The sequence below is a fragment of the Pleomorphomonas sp. JP5 genome, from assembly GCF_023721815.1.
Taxonomy (GTDB): Bacteria; Pseudomonadota; Alphaproteobacteria; order Rhizobiales; family Pleomorphomonadaceae; genus Pleomorphomonas.
Window position 1 is genome coordinate 39395 of sequence record NZ_JAMDLI010000003.1, and the last position, 18181, is coordinate 57575.

Genomic DNA, 18181 nt, shown 5'->3' on the forward strand with positions numbered 1-18181 from the left:
GAGCCACTCGTGATCCAACCATACGGATCGAATTCTTGATAAACGAAACTGGTAAACGAACCCTTAGCAATGAATAATTTTCGATGGATTCCGTTAGCCATCCGCTTCAGAACTTGAACAGGGAGTCGGCGGCGCTGCGGACATCGTCCTTGAGACGCAAGGTCTCCTCGATGCGGGCGATCTCCTCGTGCAGGAGGCCGATCCGGGCGCGGAGCTCGGCTACCGAGAGGCGCGACAGATCCTGGCCGACGACATGAGCGGGCGGCGGCATTTGGGGCCGATCGTCATCGATGGTCATCTGAACCCTCCTTGTTATGGCTGAGGGAAGTGAAGGCTGGCCCGGCCGACGTGTCAAGTTGGTTCAGAGTGGATAGGTTCGCCGGAGAGTTATTCCCGGCTGGCGATTCGTCGCCGTCTCGCCCAGGGAGGGAGCCCGCGATGAAAAGTCTGCCGTCCGACATGCTGGCGATCGAGATTTCCCGCCCCGGCGGGCCGGAGGTGTTGAGGCCGACGCGACGGTCCGTACCGGCCCTGCCGGCCGATGGGGTGCTGATCGCCGTCGAGGCGGCCGGCGTCAACCGGCCCGATGCATTGCAGCGGCAAGGCGTTTATCCGCCGCCGCCCGGCGCGTCCGATATCCCGGGGCTCGAAGTGGCGGGGACCGTCGTGGCGGTCGGTGCCGAAGTGCGCGGCGTTTTCATCGGCGCCAAGGTGACGGCGCTGGTGGCCGGTGGTGGGTATGCCGAGTTTTGCGCGGCCCCGGCCGGAAGCTGCCTGCCCTGGCCGGACGGCTTCGACGCGGTGCGGTCCGCTTCCTTGCCGGAGACCTTCTTCACCGTCTGGTCCAACGTGTTTGACCGGGGGCGTCTTGAGGCTGGCGAGAGCTTTCTCGTCCATGGCGGCACGTCCGGCATCGGGACGACGGCGATCCAGCTTGCCCGCGCCTTCGGGGCGCGCGTGTTCGCGACGGCAGGAAGCGCCGAGAAGTGCGAGGCCTGCCGCCGCCTTGGCGCTGAGGTTGCCGTCAACTATCGCGACGAGGATTTCGTCACCGTGCTGAAGGCCGCGACGGAGGGACGGGGCGTCGATGTCATTCTCGACATGGTGGGCGGCGACTACGTCGATCGCAACTATGAGCTGGCCGCTATCGACGGCCGCATCGTGCAGATTGCCTTCCTCGGCGGGGCCAAGGCGTCGGCCAACTTCGCCAAGCTGATGCAGAAGCGGCTCGTCCATACCGGCTCGACCCTGAGGGCGCGCGAGCCCGCCTTCAAGGCGGGAATCGCAGCGTCGCTCCGCAACAAGGTCTGGCCTCTGCTTGGCGCCGGCAGCGTCGCCCCGGTGATCGATCAGGTGTTGCCCGCCGAGCAGGCGGCGGAAGCGCATGCCCGTCTCGAAGACGATCATATCGGAAAGATCGTGCTGACCTTCGGCTGAAGCCCGGTTTTTCCGGCTTGTTGCGATTGCAGAACAGGGGAGCGATCTGTATATAGGTAACCATTCCCCAGTCATCGTGATACGAGACGGAGGGCCGCCGGCGAGAGCCGGTGGACCAGCGAAGAGGATTTATCGATGTCGACCCCGTTGATGCCCAAGGCAACCGCCGTCTGGCTGGTCGAGAATACGGCTCTGTCGTTCGACCAGATCGCCGCCTTCTGCAAGCTGCACGCCCTCGAGGTCAAGGCCATCGCCGATGGCGAAGCGGCCCAGGGCATCAAGGGTCTGGACCCGATCCTGACCGGTCAGCTCAGCCGCGACGACATCGAGAAGGCAGAGAAGGATGGCTCGATCCGCCTGAAGCTGCTCGACCCCAAGGTGCGGGTGCCCGAGGCCAAGCGTCGTGGCCCGCGCTATACGCCGGTTTCCCGCCGTCAGGACCGGCCGAACGCCATCCTCTGGCTGGTGCGCAACCATCCCGAGCTGAAGGACGCGCAGATCATGCGCCTCGTCGGCACGACCAAGACGACGATCGCCCAGATCCGCGACCGGACCCACTGGAACTCCGCCAACCTGACGCCGGCCGATCCGGTGACCCTTGGTCTCTGCTCGCAGATCGAGCTGGACATGGAAGTCGAGAAGGCGGGCAAGGTGTCGCCGGAAAAGGTGCTGACGCAGACGCTGCTGCCGGTGGAAGAGACGACGTCTCCCGACGCGCTCACCGGCTTCCGCGCCCCGTCGCGCGACGACGAGGAGGAGCTCGACGCCGAGGCGGTGTTCGCCAAGCTCAATGCCCTCTCCAGCCCGAAGTCCGACGAGGACGAAGACCTCTAGAGCATTCGCCGACCGAATTGAAACATTTGGTCGTCCAGCGAATGCTCCAGATTCATTTGCTGGAGCAGCCGCTCTTCGATCAGGTTGATTCAACCTGATCGGCGGGTGCTCTAGATCATTTCGGGATGATAGCGCGGCCGCCTTTGCGCAGGCCTCGCGCACTGGCACGAGGCTCCGGGTTTCCGGGGCCTTTTTTGTTTCGATTGCCAGGAGCTGGGTGTCGGTCTCTTTTCGCTTCCCGTCACTGTTTTGCGCCTCCCGTCACTAGGCGCGTTGGCGGGGCGACTTTATGACTTGGGCAGGTCCGTTCGCTCGCATGAAGGCGCGGATCCGCCACGCACGTCTCGGGGGGAACCGGCGGTGCGCTGGCGGCCTGTTTGCCTTCTTCATTGAGGGCCGGGGCGGACTGTCCGGTTCAGGGAGGGGCAGATGAGACGCAGGGCATTGCTGGCGATCGTCGGTGCGGCGATCATGCTGGTCGGTGGATTGCTGGCCTATTTCACGCAGACGTCGGGCGGCATTCGCATCGAGGACGTGCGGTTTGTCGGCGAGAAGGGCAACACCATGAGTGCCCTCGTCTACATTCCGCCGACGGCCACGGAGGAGCATCCGGCGCCGGGCATCCTGGCCGTACACGGCTATTTCAACTCGCGCGAGGCGCAGAGCGGCTTTGCCATCGAGTTTGCCAGACGCGGCTATGTCGTCGTGGCCCTCGATCAGGCCGGCCATGGCTACAGCGATCCGCCGGCGTTCGGCTACAGCTTCGGCGGGCCGGACGGCCTGCGCTATCTGCGCAGTCTGCCTTTCGTCGACAAGGACAACATCGGCCTTGAAGGGCACTCCATGGGAGGGTGGACGGTTCTTGCGGCGGCGGCGGAAATGCCCGATGCCTACAAGGCCGTCGTGCTCGAGGGCTCGTCGACCGGGGCGCCGTTCGCCAAGGAGGGCGATCCGGACTGGCCGCGCAATCTCGCGGTCGTTTTCTCCAAGTACGACGAGTTCTCCGCCCTCATGTGGGGCAGCCCCAAGCCCACGGAGCTTGGAATGACGCCCAAGATCCAGGCGGTGTTCGGCGTTCAGGAGCCAATCGAGGTCGGCAAGATCTATGGCGACATCGCCCAGGGTACGGCGCGTGTCCTCCAGCAGCCGGCCGTGACCCATCCGGGCGATCACATCAGCCACGAGGCGATCGGCTATGCGATCGACTGGTTCGGCAAGACGCTGACCGGCGGCGTGGCGCTGCCCACGGACGATCAGATCTGGTTCCACAAGGAGATCGGAACCGGCCTGGCGCTGGTGGGCTTCGTGGTGCTGCTGCTCGGCGTGTTCGACCTTCTGCTCGGCCTGCCGATCTTTGCGTCCCTGCGCTCCGGGAAACCGGCTGCCGCCGTCGTCGAACCCCGGCCGGGCAAGCGGACCATGGCAGCCTTCTGGATGACCGTGCTGATCCCGCCGCTGACCTACTATCCGGCCTTCATGCTCGGCGAGGTCATCCTGCCGGCGTCGGCGGTGTTTCGGCAAACGTTTACCAGCCAGGTCATGACCTGGGCGATGATCAACCTGATCATCACCCTGGTCCTGTTGCGCTGGGCCCCTAGGTCGTTTGAGCGACGTGGCGTCATTCTGCCGTCCCTGCTCATTGCCATCGTCGTCGCCGCCATCGGCTACGTGGCGGTCTGGCTGGTCGATGCGGCGTTCAAGATCGACCTGCGGTTCTGGTTCTTTGCCCTGAAGCTGCCAAGCGCAGCCCAGTTCAAGGCGTTCCTTCTCTACCTCCTGCCGTTCACGGCCTTCTTTGTCGTGTCCTTGCACATGTTGCACCGCAACTTCAGCTCGCCGGGCCTGCCGGCAGCTCGTCACTATGCCCTGACGGTCCTGGCGCTCGTCCTCGGCTTCGCCATCCTCGAGGCCATTCAGTACGGGCACCTCTGGCTGACCGGCGAGCTGATCAACCCGATCGCCTCCAATCCGCCGCTGATGCCGCTGTCGACGATCATCGGCCTGAACTTCCTGCCCGTCTTTACCGCCGTGGGGTTCATCTCGACCTTCACCTGGCGGCGAACGGGATCGTCGCTGCCGGGCGCGTTGATCTGTGGTCTGCTGGTGACCTGGTACCTGACGGTGGGTACGGCGACGCACTTCGCCTGAGCCAACGCGCATCGATCTTCAAGCCGGCGGGGAAACTCGCCGGCTTTTTGCGTCTTCATGCGCTTCTGCCTGGAATCCGGGCCCAGAGCATTCGCTTTCGATCAGGTTGATTCTACCTGATCGGCGGGTGCTCTAGGACGTTCGTCTGATAAGGATCAGTTCGCAATCAAGATAGGATGGCGCGATCGTGCCGCACCGATCAGTACAAACGAACGTGGATCGAACCGTCGCTTGGGAGCCGAGGTCAAATGCCATCGCGGGTGATCGTGTCGACGACCGATGTTGCTCAGGACGACAGGTTCTCCTACTTCCGGGAAAAGGTTGCCGCCTGTTTCGACGGGCTTGAGCTGGTGGAGCCCAAGGGCGAGACGCTGGACGCCCGGTTCGATACGATGGACATCGGCGATATCCAGGTCTGCCGGATCACCGGTTCCGAGCATGGAGTGCGCCGCTCCCGGTCGGCCCTGCGCAGTTCGCCCGGCGACAGGGTCAGCGTGAATTACTGTGATGGTGGCGATTACTTTCTGAGCGACGCGCTGGGAAGCGGGGACGTTCGATACGGGGCGCTGCGCATCATCGACAACGCCAGCGAGTTCGAGTTGCGCCTGCCGAGGGGAGAACGGGGTGTTCTCCATTGCTTCCAGATTCCGCGCATGGCGTTCGGCGACGATGTGTCGTTCCGCAAAATAAACTCGATCTTGTCCGACTCCCGCCTTGGCTCCCTTGTCTCCGAACAGTATCGCGTGTTGGTCAAGGCCCTGCGACTTGACAACGTCGCCGCCGCCCATGCGGCGGCCAACGCGACAAAGGCCATGCTTTTGTCGCTGGGCGAGGCCTCCGACATCGATGGCGGTCGGCGGGAGCCGAACGTCGGCATCGCCTCGCTGAAAAGCCACGTTCTGAGCCGCCTGTCGGAGCCGGGGCTGAGCATCGAAGCGGTGGCGGGCGCCTTCCGCTGTTCGGAGCGCACCGTGCAGAACCGCTTCGCCGCCGAGGGGGAGACGTTCTCATCCTGGCTGTTGTCTCAGCGTCTGGCGCGCGCCGAGGAGTATCTGCTGGCGCCGGCCCACGCGCTGCGAAGCATCGAATGGATCGGCTTCTCGTGCGGTTTCGTCGCTACGGCGCACTTCCATCGCGCGTTCAAGGAGCGCTTCGGCATGACGCCCCGCACATTTCGCGAGCGCGGCTGCTCGAATGGAGAAGGCGGGGGTGACTTCGCACCGGCGCAAGCCGATCGGCGTGGGATCAACCCTCATGGAGCCTGTTGAGGCCGTCCGGCTTTCTGCGGACCCAGGGCTCTTCTCTCGGGGGCGCGAGTGAGACCTTGGTCGATAGCGCAACAATCGGAAACACATGCAGCCATCGTGTGCAATTATACACAATAATTATCTGTATAAGCGCAATTTATAAACATGGCCGGACGCCTTGAACTCCGCAGCCATCGACTTCATATCAAAATTGTGACACGATGAATATGTTGAGGCTTAGCCCACAGCAAGGAGGCCCGAATGTCTGTTCAGTCGCACATTGCAGAGCTTGAACGCCGTCACGCTGCCCTCGAGCGCGAGCTCGACGAGGCCAACCAGCACCCCAGCATGGACGGCACGACATTGCGCGAGTTGAAGCGGCAAAAGCTGGCCCTGAAGGACGAGATCGTAAAGCTTTCGTCCGATACCCAGGTCCTCCACTAAGGACATTGCTGTTCGGAATCCACTGATCCGGCAAACGCCACGGCCTCTGGTCCGTGGCGTTTTGTTTTGGGGCGGTGGGGGTCAGGCCGCGATCGGGTCCTGGGCCGGTTCGGTCACCGGCTTCGGGGCGACCTTGGCCTTGCTGGCCTTGCCCAGATAATCGAGGAAATAGGCAAGCCCGGCCTGGGCGAGGATGCCGAGGGCGATGAAGACGATCTGGCCAGCGGTCCCCAGCTCGGCTGCGAACATTGCTACCTGGCCAACCACCGACAGCGCGGTTCCGAGCCAGAATACCGGCAGGGAGTTTCTGCCGATGCGCGAGAGAACGCCATCCGGCGACAGACGGCCGAGCCATCCCATGATCAGTCGGCTATGGCCGATGACATAGGCGAGCGAGAGGATGTGCAGAAGGCGCGGCAGCGCCACCCAGGGCTTCTCGTTGACCAGGAAATTGCGCGGTAGCCAGCTGACGCTGGGGATGGTGCCGTAGAGATTGTAGCGGTGGTAGATGCATGTGGCGATCAGATAGGCGAGCGCCAGCCACCAGAGAGGCCGATAGTAGGGAACGGGCGTTTGGCCCCGCAATACGCGCACGCCGATGAAGAAGCCGATGCCGAAGATGAGCTGCCAGGTGATGGGGTTGAAGAACCAACCGCCGCGGCCCGGATAGGCCGGCATGTTGAGGCCGAACACATGAGCGGCGGCATAGACGGCGAACGAGGTGAAAAGCATGGCGCCGAGGCCGAAGAAGCGAGCCACAACCATCAGGACCGGCAGGAAGATCAGAAGGCAGACATAGAGCGGCAGGATGTTGTGATAGCCGATCTGCTGCGTCATCAGCGGAATGCCGATGAGGGCCTTGGTCGGCTGGGCGAAGATGGTGTCGATGTTGAGGGGAGTATCGAGGATCGGCATGCCCCATTGCTGGAGCCCGAAGCAGAAGATGCCGAGACCGACCATCAGGGAGGCGAGTTGGGCGACGTAGAGAACGACCACGCGCTTGGCGATCTTGGCGAGCGGCAGGGCGATGGCGCCGGCGGCGAAGCGGGGAAAGTAAGCGAACGCCGAGGCGACGCCGGCCAGCAGGACGAAGGCTTCGGCCGAGTCGGACAGGCCGAAGTTCTTGTGCGTGAAGGGCTCAAGCACATTGCCGGGAATGTGGTTGATGAAAATGGATAGGAGCGCCAGGGCGCGCAGGATGTCGATGCGATGATCCCGCTTGCCGAGCGGCTTGATGTTCATTCCATTCTCCCGTCTCGGTCCGCCCCGTGGGCCTTCCGCGTGTTCGTGTCTCGAAAAGGCTAGACGCCGACCTCGGCAAAGGCGCGGCGGAACTGTGGCCATGGCGCCTAAACGCGTCAGAGGCCCAAGAGATGCATCCCGCCGTCGTAAATCAGCTTCAGACCGACGGCGAACACCGAGATCGTCAGGATTCGGTAGAACAGCCGCTCGTCGATCCGCTTGACGAGCTTTACGCCGACATAGGTGGAGCCGACGGTCAGCGGGGCCAGAATGGCCGACATCAGCAGGTTCTCGGCGGTAAACTGGCCGAGCATGGCGTAAGGGATCACCTTCATCATGTTGAGCGCGCCGAAGAAGATGGCAGCCGTGCCGGCGAACAGGGTGGGGCTGAGCCGCATCGGCTGAACGTAGGTCTGGAAAGGCGGCCCGCCCGCGTGCGCGACGAAGGAGGTGTAACCGGTCAGCGTCCCCCAGACGAAGGCGCCGAGCGTCGATTTCTGGGTTGGCGGCGGCAAGCCCGCGGCGCTACCGCTGGCAACCTTTCGCGCGTGCGCCCGCTCCAGCATGAAGATGCGGGCGACGAAGGCGATGGCGAGGCCGCCGACGACGAGGCGGAGGGCATCGTCGGAAACGTAACTGGCGGTCGCCCAGCCGAGGGCGGTGCCGAGGATCGCCGGGAGCATCAGATGCCGAACCAGGTCGATGCTGAAATGCCGCCGGTAGGACCACATGGCGACGACGTCGGAAATGAGGAGAATCGGCAGCATCAGGCCCGCGGCGCGGACCGGCGAGACGACGAGGGCGAGGATGGGTACCGCCGCAAGACCGAAGGCGGCGCCAAGTCCGCCTTTCGACAGGCCGGTGAGCACTACGGCCGGAATCGCGGCGAGGTAGAAGAGAGGATCGTCGATCATCGCATCGTCACCTGTCCCGGCGCTGTGGGCGACGGGGTTGCGCGGCGGTTGCCGGCTTGCATCTGTTTGGACACCACACGTCGTCATCCACCGCATGAGACGGTGGCCGGGCCTGCCGGTCGGACACGGAAGGGTCTCCGGGGAAGGATTCGCGTCACCCGCGCGCCGCTCTCTCTGGCTGTCGCGAGAAACCGACATTGCTTAGGCACATTCGGCGAAAGGCGGCAAGATGGAGAAAGCGCGGGGGCGGCTGCATTCCCCGGAAAAGCGGGGGTGTTGGCCTGAGTCGGCTAAGCTCCCGGTCGCCTGGGAGGCGGGGCGCCGAGGCGGTCGCCCCGGTCGTGGAACCGTTTCGCAAAGACGGGGGGCTTTTCCGCCGAGGACCATGAAAAGGCAATGGCGATCTGCTAGACTGTCGCGAAAGCTGGCGCTCGGCTGCCGGCGGGGACGAGGCGAAGGGTTTGCTGGATGACGGGGCAGGAAGAAGCCAATGAACAGGTGCAGCTCGAACTGGCGCAGCTTCGCCAGGAGCACCGGGACCTCGATGCGGCCATCGATGCGATGGTGTCGCTTGGCTCGGCCGATTCCATCCAGATCCAGCGCCTCAAGAAGCGCAAGCTGGTGTTGAAGGACCGCATCAAGCAGCTTGAGGACCAGCAGGTTCCCGACATCATCGCCTGAGCCGCGATGACGGAGACGCCGTCGGGCGAAGGTCTTGGCGAGCTGGTACGGCTGCATGAGAATCGCGCCGAAGGCTTGCCTTCGACCGGGATTTCCCCTACCGCCTTGGGCGACGCCGCGAGCCGGGGATTTTCCAGAGATGACCGATAAGCCGCCTGTCGCCATCATCATGGGCAGCCAGTCCGACTGGGCCACCATGAAACACGCCGCCGATACGCTGGATGCGCTCGGCGTGTCGCACAAGGCGATGATCGTATCCGCGCACCGCACGCCCGATCGCATGGTCTCCTTTGCCAAGGGCGCGCGCGCCGACGGCTACAAGGTGATCATCGCTGGCGCGGGCGGTGCGGCGCACCTGCCCGGCATGGTCGCGGCGCTGACGCCGCTGCCGGTGCTCGGGGTTCCCGTCGAGAGCCACGCGCTCAAGGGGCAGGACAGCCTTCTCTCCATCGTCCAGATGCCGGGTGGCGTTCCGGTGGGGACGTTGGCCATCGGCAAGGCTGGCGCCATCAACGCGGCCTTGCTCGCCACATCCGTACTGGCGTTGTCGGACGAGGCGCTGGCCGACCGTCTCGACGCGTTCCGCGCCCGCCAGACGGCGGCCGTCGCCGAGGAGCCCGTCGATGGCGCCTGAGATGCTTCCTCCCGGTTCGGTAATCGGCATGCTCGGCGGCGGCCAGCTCGGCCGCATGATGGCGCTTGCCGCGGCTCGGCTCGGCCTTTCGGTTCATGTCTATTGCCCCGATCCCGAGAGTCCGGCTTTCGAGGTGTCGAAGGCCCATACCATTGCCGCCTACGACGACGAGACGGCGCTTGCCGCCTTTGCGGGGCGCTGCGATGTCGTCACCTACGAGTTCGAGAACGTGCCGGCCTGCGCCGCCGAGGTGATTGCCGGGAAGACCCTGCTCCGACCCGGTGCGCTGGCGCTCGCCACCTCTCAGGATCGTCTTGTCGAGAAGACCTTTCTGCGCAAGGCCGGAGCCGAGGTGGCCGCTTTCGCCGCCATCGACGGCATTGACGATGTCGACGCGGCGATCGCCGTCACCGGACTGCCCGCCATCGTCAAGACCCGTCGCTTCGGCTACGACGGCAAGGGGCAGCGCAAGGTGGACAGCCGCGAGGCGCTTGTGGCGGCGGTGGCCGAGCTCGGGGGCGGCGATCTCATTCTCGAGGCGCTGGTGCCCTTCGCCATGGAGGTCTCGGCGATCGTGGTGCGGGGCGCCGATGGCAAGTCGGCCGTCTACGATATCGGCGAGAACTCGCACGCCAACCATATCCTGAAGGAAACGCGGGTGCCGGCACGGGTGAGCCCGGAGACCGCCGACGCTGCCGCGACGCTTGGTCGCCGCATCGCCGATGCGCTCGACTATGTCGGCGTACTCGGCGTCGAGCTGTTCGTGGTCCGCGATGCCAGGGGCGAACGGCTCGTCGTCAACGAGATCGCACCGCGCGTTCACAACTCTGGCCATTGGACGGAAGATGGCGCGGTGACCTCGCAGTTCGAGAACCACGTGCGGGCGATTGCCGGCTGGTCGATCGGCTCCGTCGAGACCGTCGCGCCGACGGTGATGGAAAACCTGATCGGCGCCGATGCCGACGCCTGGGCCGCCATCACGGCCGATCCCAGGGCGAGGCTCCATCTCTACGGCAAGGCTGAAAGCCGCCCCGGACGCAAGATGGGGCACGTCAACCGGGTGGGGTGACGCCACTGGTCTCAGGCGACGCGAGTCGTGATCCGTCGGGTCGTTTCCACCTCGAAATCGTCGAAGCGGATGTGGCCGCCGGGCTCTACGGTCAGTACCGTGTTGGGGGCGACGGCTGTCCACTGATCGTGGGCGGCGTCGATCGGCTCCGACACCACGGTGATGCCGTCGTCGCCGTGCCGCCAGTAGAGGCTGGGCGGGCGGTCGTCGGAGGAGTAGCGGAAGGCATGGAGCCTCTCGCCGTCGGACAGGGCGGCGGTGAGGCGCAACGGTTCGTCCACGCCGGCGTCGATCATCGCCCTGCGCGTTTCGGCGAGCACCGAGCGCATGGCGCCGATGGGATCGGCATCGAGGTCGTCGGCGTCGAGCAGCAGGAAAAGCACTTCGGAGTCGGTGGACCCATGGCGCTCGCGATAGCGGGTGTCGGACAGCCTCGCCTCCAGACGACGACGGATACGGTCCCAGCCGCCGACCTGCCCGTTGTGCATGAACATCCAGCGGCCGCTGGCGAACGGGTGGCAGTTGACGCGGGTTGTCGGCGTGCCGGTGGACGCGCGCACGTGGGCAAAGAACATCGATGATGAAATCTGATGCGTCAGGCTCTTCAGATTGTCGTCATTCCAGGCAGGCATGGCGTCGCGGAACAGACCCGGCTCTCTCCATGCGCCGTACCAGCCAAGGCCGAAGCCGTCGCCATTGGTGGCGGCAAGGCATTCGGTGGCCGACTGGCTCTGGTGAATGAGCGAGTGGCAGGGCTTGGAGACCAGGGTATCCAGGAAAATCGGACGACCGGAATAGGCGAGCCAACGACACATGACAGGGGCGACCTCGACGCGGACGCATCAGTTGAACGAGTCAGCCTCTCTGACCCGATTTCTCACTCGCAAGACCCATGCCGACCATCTTGGCAAAATTGCGTTAACCATGACCTACCGGACTCAGGAAGGGCGGCGGGTGTGGCTTTGCGGTTGCGTGCGATAGCGCCGATCGGGGTGATATCGCATTTTCCGGCCTATCCGCTCCGATCTCCAGTGGACAGGCCTCCGGCGATTTGCTAGAGAACCTCCACTCTTGCGGCGCCTGGCGTGCCGCGGCGGAAATCTGTCATTTCCGCGAGATTGGTTTCATCATGTCGCCTGAGACGCGAAGCCGTGGGTGGTCCGCCCCGGCAAGATGGGTCTCACGGTGACCGACCACGGGAAGAACAGGCGTGCAGGTACTCGTTCGCGACAACAACGTCGACCAGGCTCTCAAGGCGCTGAAGAAGAAGATGCAGCGCGAAGGCATTTTCCGCGAGATGAAGCTGCGCGGCCACTATGAGAAGCCGTCGGAGAAGAAGGCTCGCGAAAAGGCCGAGGCCGTTCGCCGTTCGCGCAAGCTGGCTCGCAAGCGGGCTCAGCGCGAGGGCCTGATCTCGGTCAAGGGTCGCACCCACTAATACACGGGCTCCGTCGCCCGATGCTGTTTGTCGAAGTCGAGGGACGGTCACGCGAGTCGACCGTCTCTTTTGTTTTGTCCGGCGCAAACGGATCGGTAAGGTGCCGAAATGGCGCCCATCGGTCTCATGGTGCGGACAAAGGTGCCGCGTAAGGGTGCTCGCCGGTCCAATGTGTCCGGTATTGCCTGAAAGGGATGGATTGATGCGGTTGATTGCGACGTCTTCGGCTCTTCGCGGCCTTGCGGGCGCTGTTGCCCTGGGTCTTCTGGCTTCCGCCTGCACGACGTCCGGTCCGACGAACGAACCGAGCTGGGTGGTCGACCCCAACGCCGGATCGACGGCCAACATCAGCTCTCTCTCGACGGCTATCCAGCGCGAACCGCAGAACCCGGTGAACTACAACGTGCGTGGCTCGGCCTATGGTCAGGCCGGGCAGTTCCAGGCGGCGCTTGCCGACTTCACCACCGCGATCCAGCTCAACCCCGGATTCTATCAGGCCTACAACAACCGAGCCCTGATTTATCGCCAGCTGAACCAGCCGCAGGCGGCGCTTGCCGACTACAATCAGGCGATCGCGCTCAACGCCGACTATCAGCCGGCCTATCTCGGCCGGGGCACGCTCTATCGCCAGTCCGGCCAGCTCGACTTTGCAATGGCCGACTTTGATCGAGCGGTGACGCTCAACACGTCGGACGCCAAGGCCTATTACAACAGGGCCCTGGTCTTCCAGAGCCGCGGCAACCACATCCGCGCCATGGCCGACCTCGATGCGGCGATTGCTCTCGATGCCAATTCCTCCGAGCCCTACAATGCGCGCGGTCTCAGCCGCCTTCAGGTCGGCAAGGACAAGGAAGCGCTGCAGGACTTCGCGGCGGCCGTCAACCGCAACAAGCAGTCGGCCGAGTTCTGGACCAACCTCGGCATCGCCCAGATCCGCACCGGCGACGCGCAGCGGGGCCGCGACTCGATCAATCGGGCGCTGGTGCTGAAGCCTGGCTACGGCCCGGCTCGCGATGCGCTCCGGACCACGGCAGCCCAAAGCTGATACTGCTTTCTTTCGAAAATCATGAACGGCCGCCTGTTCGGGCGGCCGTTTTTGCGTTCGCACTCGACATAGAGCGCTGTTCGATCTGACTGAATCAGATCGGCGCGCTAGATCATTCGCCGACCAAGTTGAAACATTTGGTCGTCCAGCGAATGCTCCAGATTCATTTGCTGGAGCAGCCGCTTTTCGATCAGGTTGATTCAACCTGATCGGCGGGTGCTCTAGGCTTTTGTTTGCAAAGCATCATCTTTTCGATCCTCGTTTCACTCCGGTCGGATGATGCTCTAAAAAAGAAGGCGCCGGGGCGATCCGCCCCGGCGCCTTCTCTTATTCATGTATCTCTGCGACCGATGCTCAGGCCGTCGGCTGCGGCGTGGCGCCGTCCGGCTCCTCGCCCTTCGGACGCGGCTTGGTCGTGGGTACGGCAGAGCCGCGCGGCGGCGTCGTGTCATCGAAGGCGTCGCGCACCGGCGGGTGGCCATTCATGATGCCGCGCAGTTCGTCGCCGGTCAGCGTCTCGAACTCCAGGAGCGCCTCGGCGATGGCGACGAACTTGTCGTGGTTCTCGCTGATGATGCGGCGGGCGTTCGTCTCGCCTTCCTCGATGTAGCGGCGGACCTCCTCGTCGATCAGCTTGGCGGTCTCGTCGGCCATGTTGGTCGACTGGCTGACCGAGTGACCGAGGAAGACTTCCTGCTCGTTCGGCCGATAGCGGACGCGGCCGAGCTTCTCGCTCATGCCCCATTCCATCACCATGGACCGGGCGAGGCCGGTGGCCATCTGGATGTCGCCGGCGGCGCCGGTGGTGACCTTTTCAGGACCGAAGGTGAGGATCTCGGCCTCGCGACCGCCGAACAGCATGGTCAGACGGGCAAGCGCCTTCTCGTAGGTCCAGTTGTAGCGATCGCTTTCGGGCAGCGTCATCACCATGCCGAGCGAACGGCCACGCGGAATGATGGTTGCCTTGTGGATCGGGTCGATGGTCTTGTCGAGCATCAGCGCGATGATGGCGTGACCGGCCTCGTGATAGGCGGTGTTCCGCTTCTCCTCGGGCGTCATGGCCAGCGACTTGCGCTCGGCGCCCATCATCACCTTGTCCTTGGCGTCCTCGAACTCGCCCATCGTGACGATGCGCTTGTTGCGGCGTGCGGCCAGCAGGGCGGCCTCGTTGACGAGGTTCATGAGATCGGCGCCGGAGAAGCCGGGCGTGCCGCGCGCCAGCACCTTGAGGTCGACGTCGGGCGCCATCGGCACCTTGCGTGCGTGAACCTTCAGGATCTTTTCGCGACCGTTGACGTCGGGGTTCGGCACGGTGATCTGGCGATCGAAGCGGCCGGGACGCAGCAGGGCGGGGTCGAGCACGTCCGGGCGGTTGGTGGCGGCGATTATGATGACGCCTTCGTTCTGCTCGAAGCCGTCCATCTCCACCAGCAACTGGTTCAGCGTCTGCTCGCGCTCGTCGTTGCCGCCGCCGAGGCCGGCGCCGCGATGGCGTCCGACCGCGTCGATCTCGTCAATGAAGATGATGCAGGGGGCGTTCTTCTTGGCCTGCTCGAACATGTCGCGGACGCGGGACGCGCCGACGCCGACGAACATTTCGACGAAGTCCGAACCGGAAATGGTAAAGAAGGGGACGTTGGCCTCGCCGGCCACCGCGCGGGCCGTCAGCGTCTTGCCGGTACCCGGGGGGCCGACCAGCAGCACGCCGCGCGGAATACGGCCGCCGAGCCGCTGGAACTTCTGCGGGTCGCGCAGGAACTCGACGACTTCCTGCAGGTCTTCCTTGGCTTCGTCGATGCCGGCGACGTCCTCGAAGGTGACGCGGCCGTGCGCCTCGGTCAGGAGCTTGGCCTTCGACTTGCCGAAGCCCATGGCCTTGCCGCCGGCGCCGCCCTGCATCTGCCGCATGAAGAAGATCCAGAGGCCGAGCAGAATCAGCATCGGCAGCCAGTTGAGCAACGTGCCGATCAGAGAGATGCTTTCGGTCGGCGGACGGGCGACGATGGTGACGCCGGCCTTGGTCAGTTCGCCGATATAGTCGGCGTTGTAGGGCGCATAGGTCTGGAAGGTCGCGCCGCTCTGCAAGTGGCCTGTGATCGTCTGATTGACGATGGTCACGTCGCGCACGGAGCCCTGGTCGACGTTCTTGAGGAACTCCGAGAAGGCCACGTCATTGCCGGGCTGGCGCGTGTCCGAACCCTGGAACAGCTGGAAGAGTGCCACCAGCAGCAACAGGATGATGACCCAGAGTGCGAAATTGCGGAAATTTGCGTTCATCGTCGACCTTTGAGGCGCATCGCGCGATGCGGGAGGGGCCGGGAGAGTGGGTTCGGCCCCCATCACCCTAGCCCATGTCGGGTTAAGATAGGTTGTCGGTGCTGCCTTGCCAAGCCACGGACCGGCAATCCTCGCTTGTGACAGGCGATTGCTGGCGGATTGGCCGAATTGCGATCGTCAATCGGGCCGGAAGTTCGTTGCCGTCGACCGAACGGACGGTCGGCAGGCTGGCGGCGGCGGCGGCGGGCAAGTCTCCATCCCGCGCGCCGGGGCCGCGCGCGGTGACGATGAGGCGCTGGCCTTCCGTACCGGCGACCGACACGACGAACCGGTCGTCCCAGATGTGGTCGCCGTCGTTCTCGACGAAAAGTTCGGGGAAGCCGGCGCGTCCGGCTTCGGCATAGAGCCAGAGGCGATCCGTTCGCAGGTGCAGCACGACGCCGGCCATGGTGGCGCGCCGAGGCGCGGCGCCGGCACGGAAGGCAGCATGCCAGCCCTCCGGCGCGTCGGCGCGCGGCGGGTGCTCGGACGGGCGGATGGCACGGATCAGACGCACGATGAGACGAAGGCCGATCTCGTCTGGCGCGGCGGCGAGTGCGACCGTATCCACCGACCAGACGCCGCCGTGGCTGATGGCCGATCTCAGGGCGAGGTCGTCGGTGGCCGACTGCAGCGCTGCCTCGGCGCGTGCCATGCGCCGGGCGGTGCCGGCGAGACGTTCGGCGGTCAGGCCGAGATCGGCGAGGGCCGGCAGCGCCTTGCGGAAGCGAACGCGGGTGTAGCGATCCGAGGCGTTGGACGGATCGGTCACATATGGAATGCTGGCGTCATCCAGCAAGTGAACGAGATCGGCCTTGGTAACGTCAAGGAGCGGGCGCAGGAAGCGGACGCCGTCGATCGTTCGCTCGGCCGGGATGCCGGAAAGTCCGTTGACACCAGAGCCACGCGCCAGATTCATCAGCAGCGTCTCGGCCTGATCGTCGCGGGTATGGGCAAGAAGGACGGCGTCGAGTTTGTTTCGGTGGGCCGCCTCGACCAGAAGGCGATAGCGGGCAGTACGCGCCTCGGCCTGGATGTCGGTGGTCGGCGGCGGCCTGTCATGGCGCCAGACGAGCTTCTCCGCCGGATGGCCGAGGCGGCTGGCAAAGGCCACGACATCGTCGGCCTCGCGGGCCGCTTCAGGTCTGAGGCCATGGTCGACGGTCAATGCCACAAGGGTGGGGGCTGCCGGGCTCTCGCGTTTCCAGCGGTCGAGCAGAACCAGGAGCGCCGTCGAATCCGGACCGCCGGAGACGGCGATTCCGACACGGCAAAGGCCGGCGAGAGGGGAAAACAGCCGGGCCCGCGACGTCGCCGTGAGGGGGGCGGGCGAAGCGGAACAACCGGTCATGTCAACTGCAGCCGAGTTTCTGCTTCCGCGTGGCGACGCGCGAGACAAGGCCGGACTGGGCCTTGGGGAACTTCTTGGTCAGCTCGCCATAGGTGGCGCAGGCGGCGCTGGTTTCGCCAAGACCTTCGAGCGACAAACCCAGCTTGAACAGGCTGTCTGGGGCCTTCTGGCTGGTCGGATGGTTTTTGTAGGTGGCGAGATAGGAGGTGGCGGCGTCGCGATACTGCTTGCGCGAGTAATAGCTCTCGCCGAGCCAGTACTGGGCGTCGGCGGCGCGCGGATCCCCCGGGAAATCGGTGAGGAACTTCTTGAAGCCGGTCTCCGCCGCCGCGTAGTCTCCGCTGACGATGGAGGAGTAGGCGCGATCATAATCGGCGCCGGGGTCCACTGTGGGCGGCGCTATGGAGGCCATCTGCTGCGGCGCTGCGGTGGCGTCGGCGACCGGCGGAGCGGTGAGCACGCCTCCGGCGGCGAGATCCTGGCCGGCCGCCGCGGCGAGACCGCCGGAAGTGGCGATGGCTGTGTCGTTCGGGGCCAACTCGCCACGGGCGATCGCCGACAGGTCGAGCGGTCCGCCGACGGCGCTCGCCGACGGCGCGGCGCTATCGGCCATGGCGCCTGGAAGCGTGCCGAGCGGCGCCGGAGGGGCGCCCAGCGTATCGTCGGCCGGCGGCGTGCCGGCACCGACCGTGCCGGGCGCGTCGATGGCGAAGCCTGTTTGCAGCGTCTCGCCGGTCCCGACCGAATCCATCGGCGCTTCGGCGGTGGCCGTTGCGCCAACGCCTGCGCCGGAGGTGGCCGCCGGCGGAGCGACGTCCGATCGCTTCTGGCCCTTGCCGCCCTCGAGTTGCTGCAGGCGGAACTCGTTGTCCTCCTGGGCGCGCTTCAGGAGGTTCTGCAACTGCTGGATCTGGTGGGTCAGCTCGTCGATGCGGCCGTTCAGCTGGCGCATCTGCTGCTCGACGTTGTCCAGACGCACCGCCTGCTGCGCGGCATCCTGCTGGCCGGGGATCGAGGCGGGCGGAACGGGGTCGGAGCCGAACAGGCCCGCCGAGGCGGGCGCGGCGGCGAGCAAGGAGAAGCCAAGCGCGGCGACGGCCAGCGTAGCGAAACGAGAGTGGCTTGGTGGACGAAAGAGACGGCTGGTCATCAGCGCGGTTATCCCAGGCAAGTCTGGCGGAGCCCTCCATGGAGGCCGGTGATCCGCCGGCCGGAGGACGCCTTCGTCGAAGACAGGACCATGATGCCGCTGTCGGCGCAACCCCGACGACAGCGGCGGACGGACTTCCGGACAGCTCGGCGGTCGCTTCAGTCCCTCCGTCGGCACTTAAGCGCCGGACTTCGGCGGCATTGCGGCCACAACACGAAAATCCCGGACTCC

At 65.0% G+C, this 18181-nt stretch carries 17 protein-coding genes; 10 read left to right on the forward strand and 7 right to left on the reverse strand.

The genetic code is table 11. From position 1 onward, the window contains the following. Positions 1-106: 106 nt before the first annotated feature. Positions 107-298: a DUF1192 domain-containing protein gene (locus M4J40_RS03755; protein ID WP_251752227.1), complete on the reverse strand. Its 192-nt coding sequence runs from the start codon at positions 296-298 to the stop codon at positions 107-109. A 140-nt stretch (positions 299-438) separates the two neighbouring features. Between M4J40_RS03755 and M4J40_RS03760 the strand changes: the two genes are divergently transcribed. The 5 genes from M4J40_RS03760 to M4J40_RS03780 all read left to right on the forward strand — a co-directional run bounded on the left by M4J40_RS03760 (position 439) and on the right by M4J40_RS03780 (position 6110). Continuing rightward, entirely contained in the window at positions 439-1437 is a 999-nt protein-coding gene (locus tag M4J40_RS03760) for an NAD(P)H-quinone oxidoreductase (RefSeq protein WP_251752228.1), read from the forward strand. Positions 1438-1572: 135 nt separating this feature from the next. Then, a complete protein-coding gene (locus tag M4J40_RS03765; RefSeq protein ID WP_251752229.1) occupies positions 1573-2271 on the forward strand; it encodes a DUF1013 domain-containing protein in 699 nt (232 codons plus the stop codon). A 429-nt stretch (positions 2272-2700) separates the two neighbouring features. Next, on the forward strand, positions 2701-4419 hold the full coding sequence (locus M4J40_RS03770) for an alpha/beta fold hydrolase (RefSeq protein WP_251752230.1): 1719 nt from the start codon (positions 2701-2703) through the stop codon (positions 4417-4419). A 248-nt stretch (positions 4420-4667) separates the two neighbouring features. After that, positions 4668-5687: a helix-turn-helix transcriptional regulator gene (locus tag M4J40_RS03775; RefSeq protein WP_251752231.1), complete on the forward strand. Its 1020-nt coding sequence runs from the start codon at positions 4668-4670 to the stop codon at positions 5685-5687. Positions 5688-5927: 240 nt separating this feature from the next. Beyond that, positions 5928-6110, forward strand: coding sequence for a YdcH family protein (locus M4J40_RS03780; protein WP_251752232.1), 183 nt, complete (start codon positions 5928-5930; stop codon positions 6108-6110). Between the two features lie 81 nt (positions 6111-6191). On the opposite strand, the gene M4J40_RS03785 is transcribed toward M4J40_RS03780, so the two are convergent. Both M4J40_RS03785 and M4J40_RS03790 read right to left on the reverse strand, forming a co-directional pair. Beyond that, complete coding sequence (locus tag M4J40_RS03785) at positions 6192-7352, reverse strand: OpgC family protein (RefSeq protein WP_251752233.1); 1161 nt, start codon at positions 7350-7352, stop codon at positions 6192-6194. A 116-nt stretch (positions 7353-7468) separates the two neighbouring features. After that, positions 7469-8266: a sulfite exporter TauE/SafE family protein gene (locus tag M4J40_RS03790; protein WP_251752234.1), complete on the reverse strand. Its 798-nt coding sequence runs from the start codon at positions 8264-8266 to the stop codon at positions 7469-7471. A gap of 468 nt (positions 8267-8734) precedes the next feature. On the opposite strand from M4J40_RS03790, the gene M4J40_RS03795 reads away from it, so the two are divergent. From M4J40_RS03795 to M4J40_RS03805, 3 genes are all read left to right on the forward strand, one after another. Next, positions 8735-8947, forward strand: a complete 213-nt coding sequence (locus M4J40_RS03795) for a YdcH family protein (protein WP_251729611.1) — start codon at positions 8735-8737, stop codon at positions 8945-8947. A 139-nt stretch (positions 8948-9086) separates the two neighbouring features. After that, positions 9087-9581: a 5-(carboxyamino)imidazole ribonucleotide mutase gene (gene purE, locus M4J40_RS03800; RefSeq protein ID WP_251752235.1), complete on the forward strand. Its 495-nt coding sequence runs from the start codon at positions 9087-9089 to the stop codon at positions 9579-9581. Further along, positions 9571-10650: a 5-(carboxyamino)imidazole ribonucleotide synthase gene (locus M4J40_RS03805; protein ID WP_251752236.1), complete on the forward strand. Its 1080-nt coding sequence runs from the start codon at positions 9571-9573 to the stop codon at positions 10648-10650. Before purE ends, M4J40_RS03805 begins: the two co-directional genes overlap by 11 nt. 11 nt (positions 10651-10661) lie before the next feature. Here the strand turns inward: M4J40_RS03805 and M4J40_RS03810 are convergent, their stop codons facing one another. Continuing rightward, a complete protein-coding gene (locus M4J40_RS03810) occupies positions 10662-11465 on the reverse strand; it encodes a class II glutamine amidotransferase (RefSeq protein ID WP_251752237.1) in 804 nt (267 codons plus the stop codon). A gap of 395 nt (positions 11466-11860) precedes the next feature. Here M4J40_RS03810 and rpsU point away from each other — a divergent pair, with 395 nt between their 5' ends. Together rpsU and M4J40_RS03820 are read left to right on the forward strand one after the other, a co-directional pair. Then, positions 11861-12088 (forward strand): 30S ribosomal protein S21, encoded by a 228-nt coding sequence (gene rpsU / locus M4J40_RS03815; protein ID WP_251729615.1) that lies wholly within the window; start codon positions 11861-11863, stop codon positions 12086-12088. A gap of 202 nt (positions 12089-12290) precedes the next feature. Next, positions 12291-13133, forward strand: coding sequence for a tetratricopeptide repeat protein (locus M4J40_RS03820; protein ID WP_251752239.1), 843 nt, complete (start codon positions 12291-12293; stop codon positions 13131-13133). A gap of 354 nt (positions 13134-13487) precedes the next feature. Here the strand turns inward: M4J40_RS03820 and ftsH are convergent, their stop codons facing one another. The 3 genes from ftsH to ybgF all read right to left on the reverse strand — a co-directional run bounded on the left by ftsH (position 13488) and on the right by ybgF (position 17950). After that, the gene (gene ftsH / locus M4J40_RS03825) at positions 13488-15410 is read right to left on the reverse strand and encodes an ATP-dependent zinc metalloprotease FtsH (protein ID WP_251752240.1); all 1923 of its coding nucleotides are present in this window, start codon (positions 15408-15410) and stop codon (positions 13488-13490) included. 82 nt (positions 15411-15492) lie between these two features. Next, on the reverse strand, positions 15493-16800 hold the full coding sequence (gene tilS, locus M4J40_RS03830) for a tRNA lysidine(34) synthetase TilS (protein WP_251752241.1): 1308 nt from the start codon (positions 16798-16800) through the stop codon (positions 15493-15495). Position 16801: 1 nt separating this feature from the next. Continuing rightward, positions 16802-17950: a tol-pal system protein YbgF gene (gene ybgF, locus M4J40_RS03835; RefSeq protein WP_251752242.1), complete on the reverse strand. Its 1149-nt coding sequence runs from the start codon at positions 17948-17950 to the stop codon at positions 16802-16804. Positions 17951-18181: the final 231 nt, after the last annotated feature.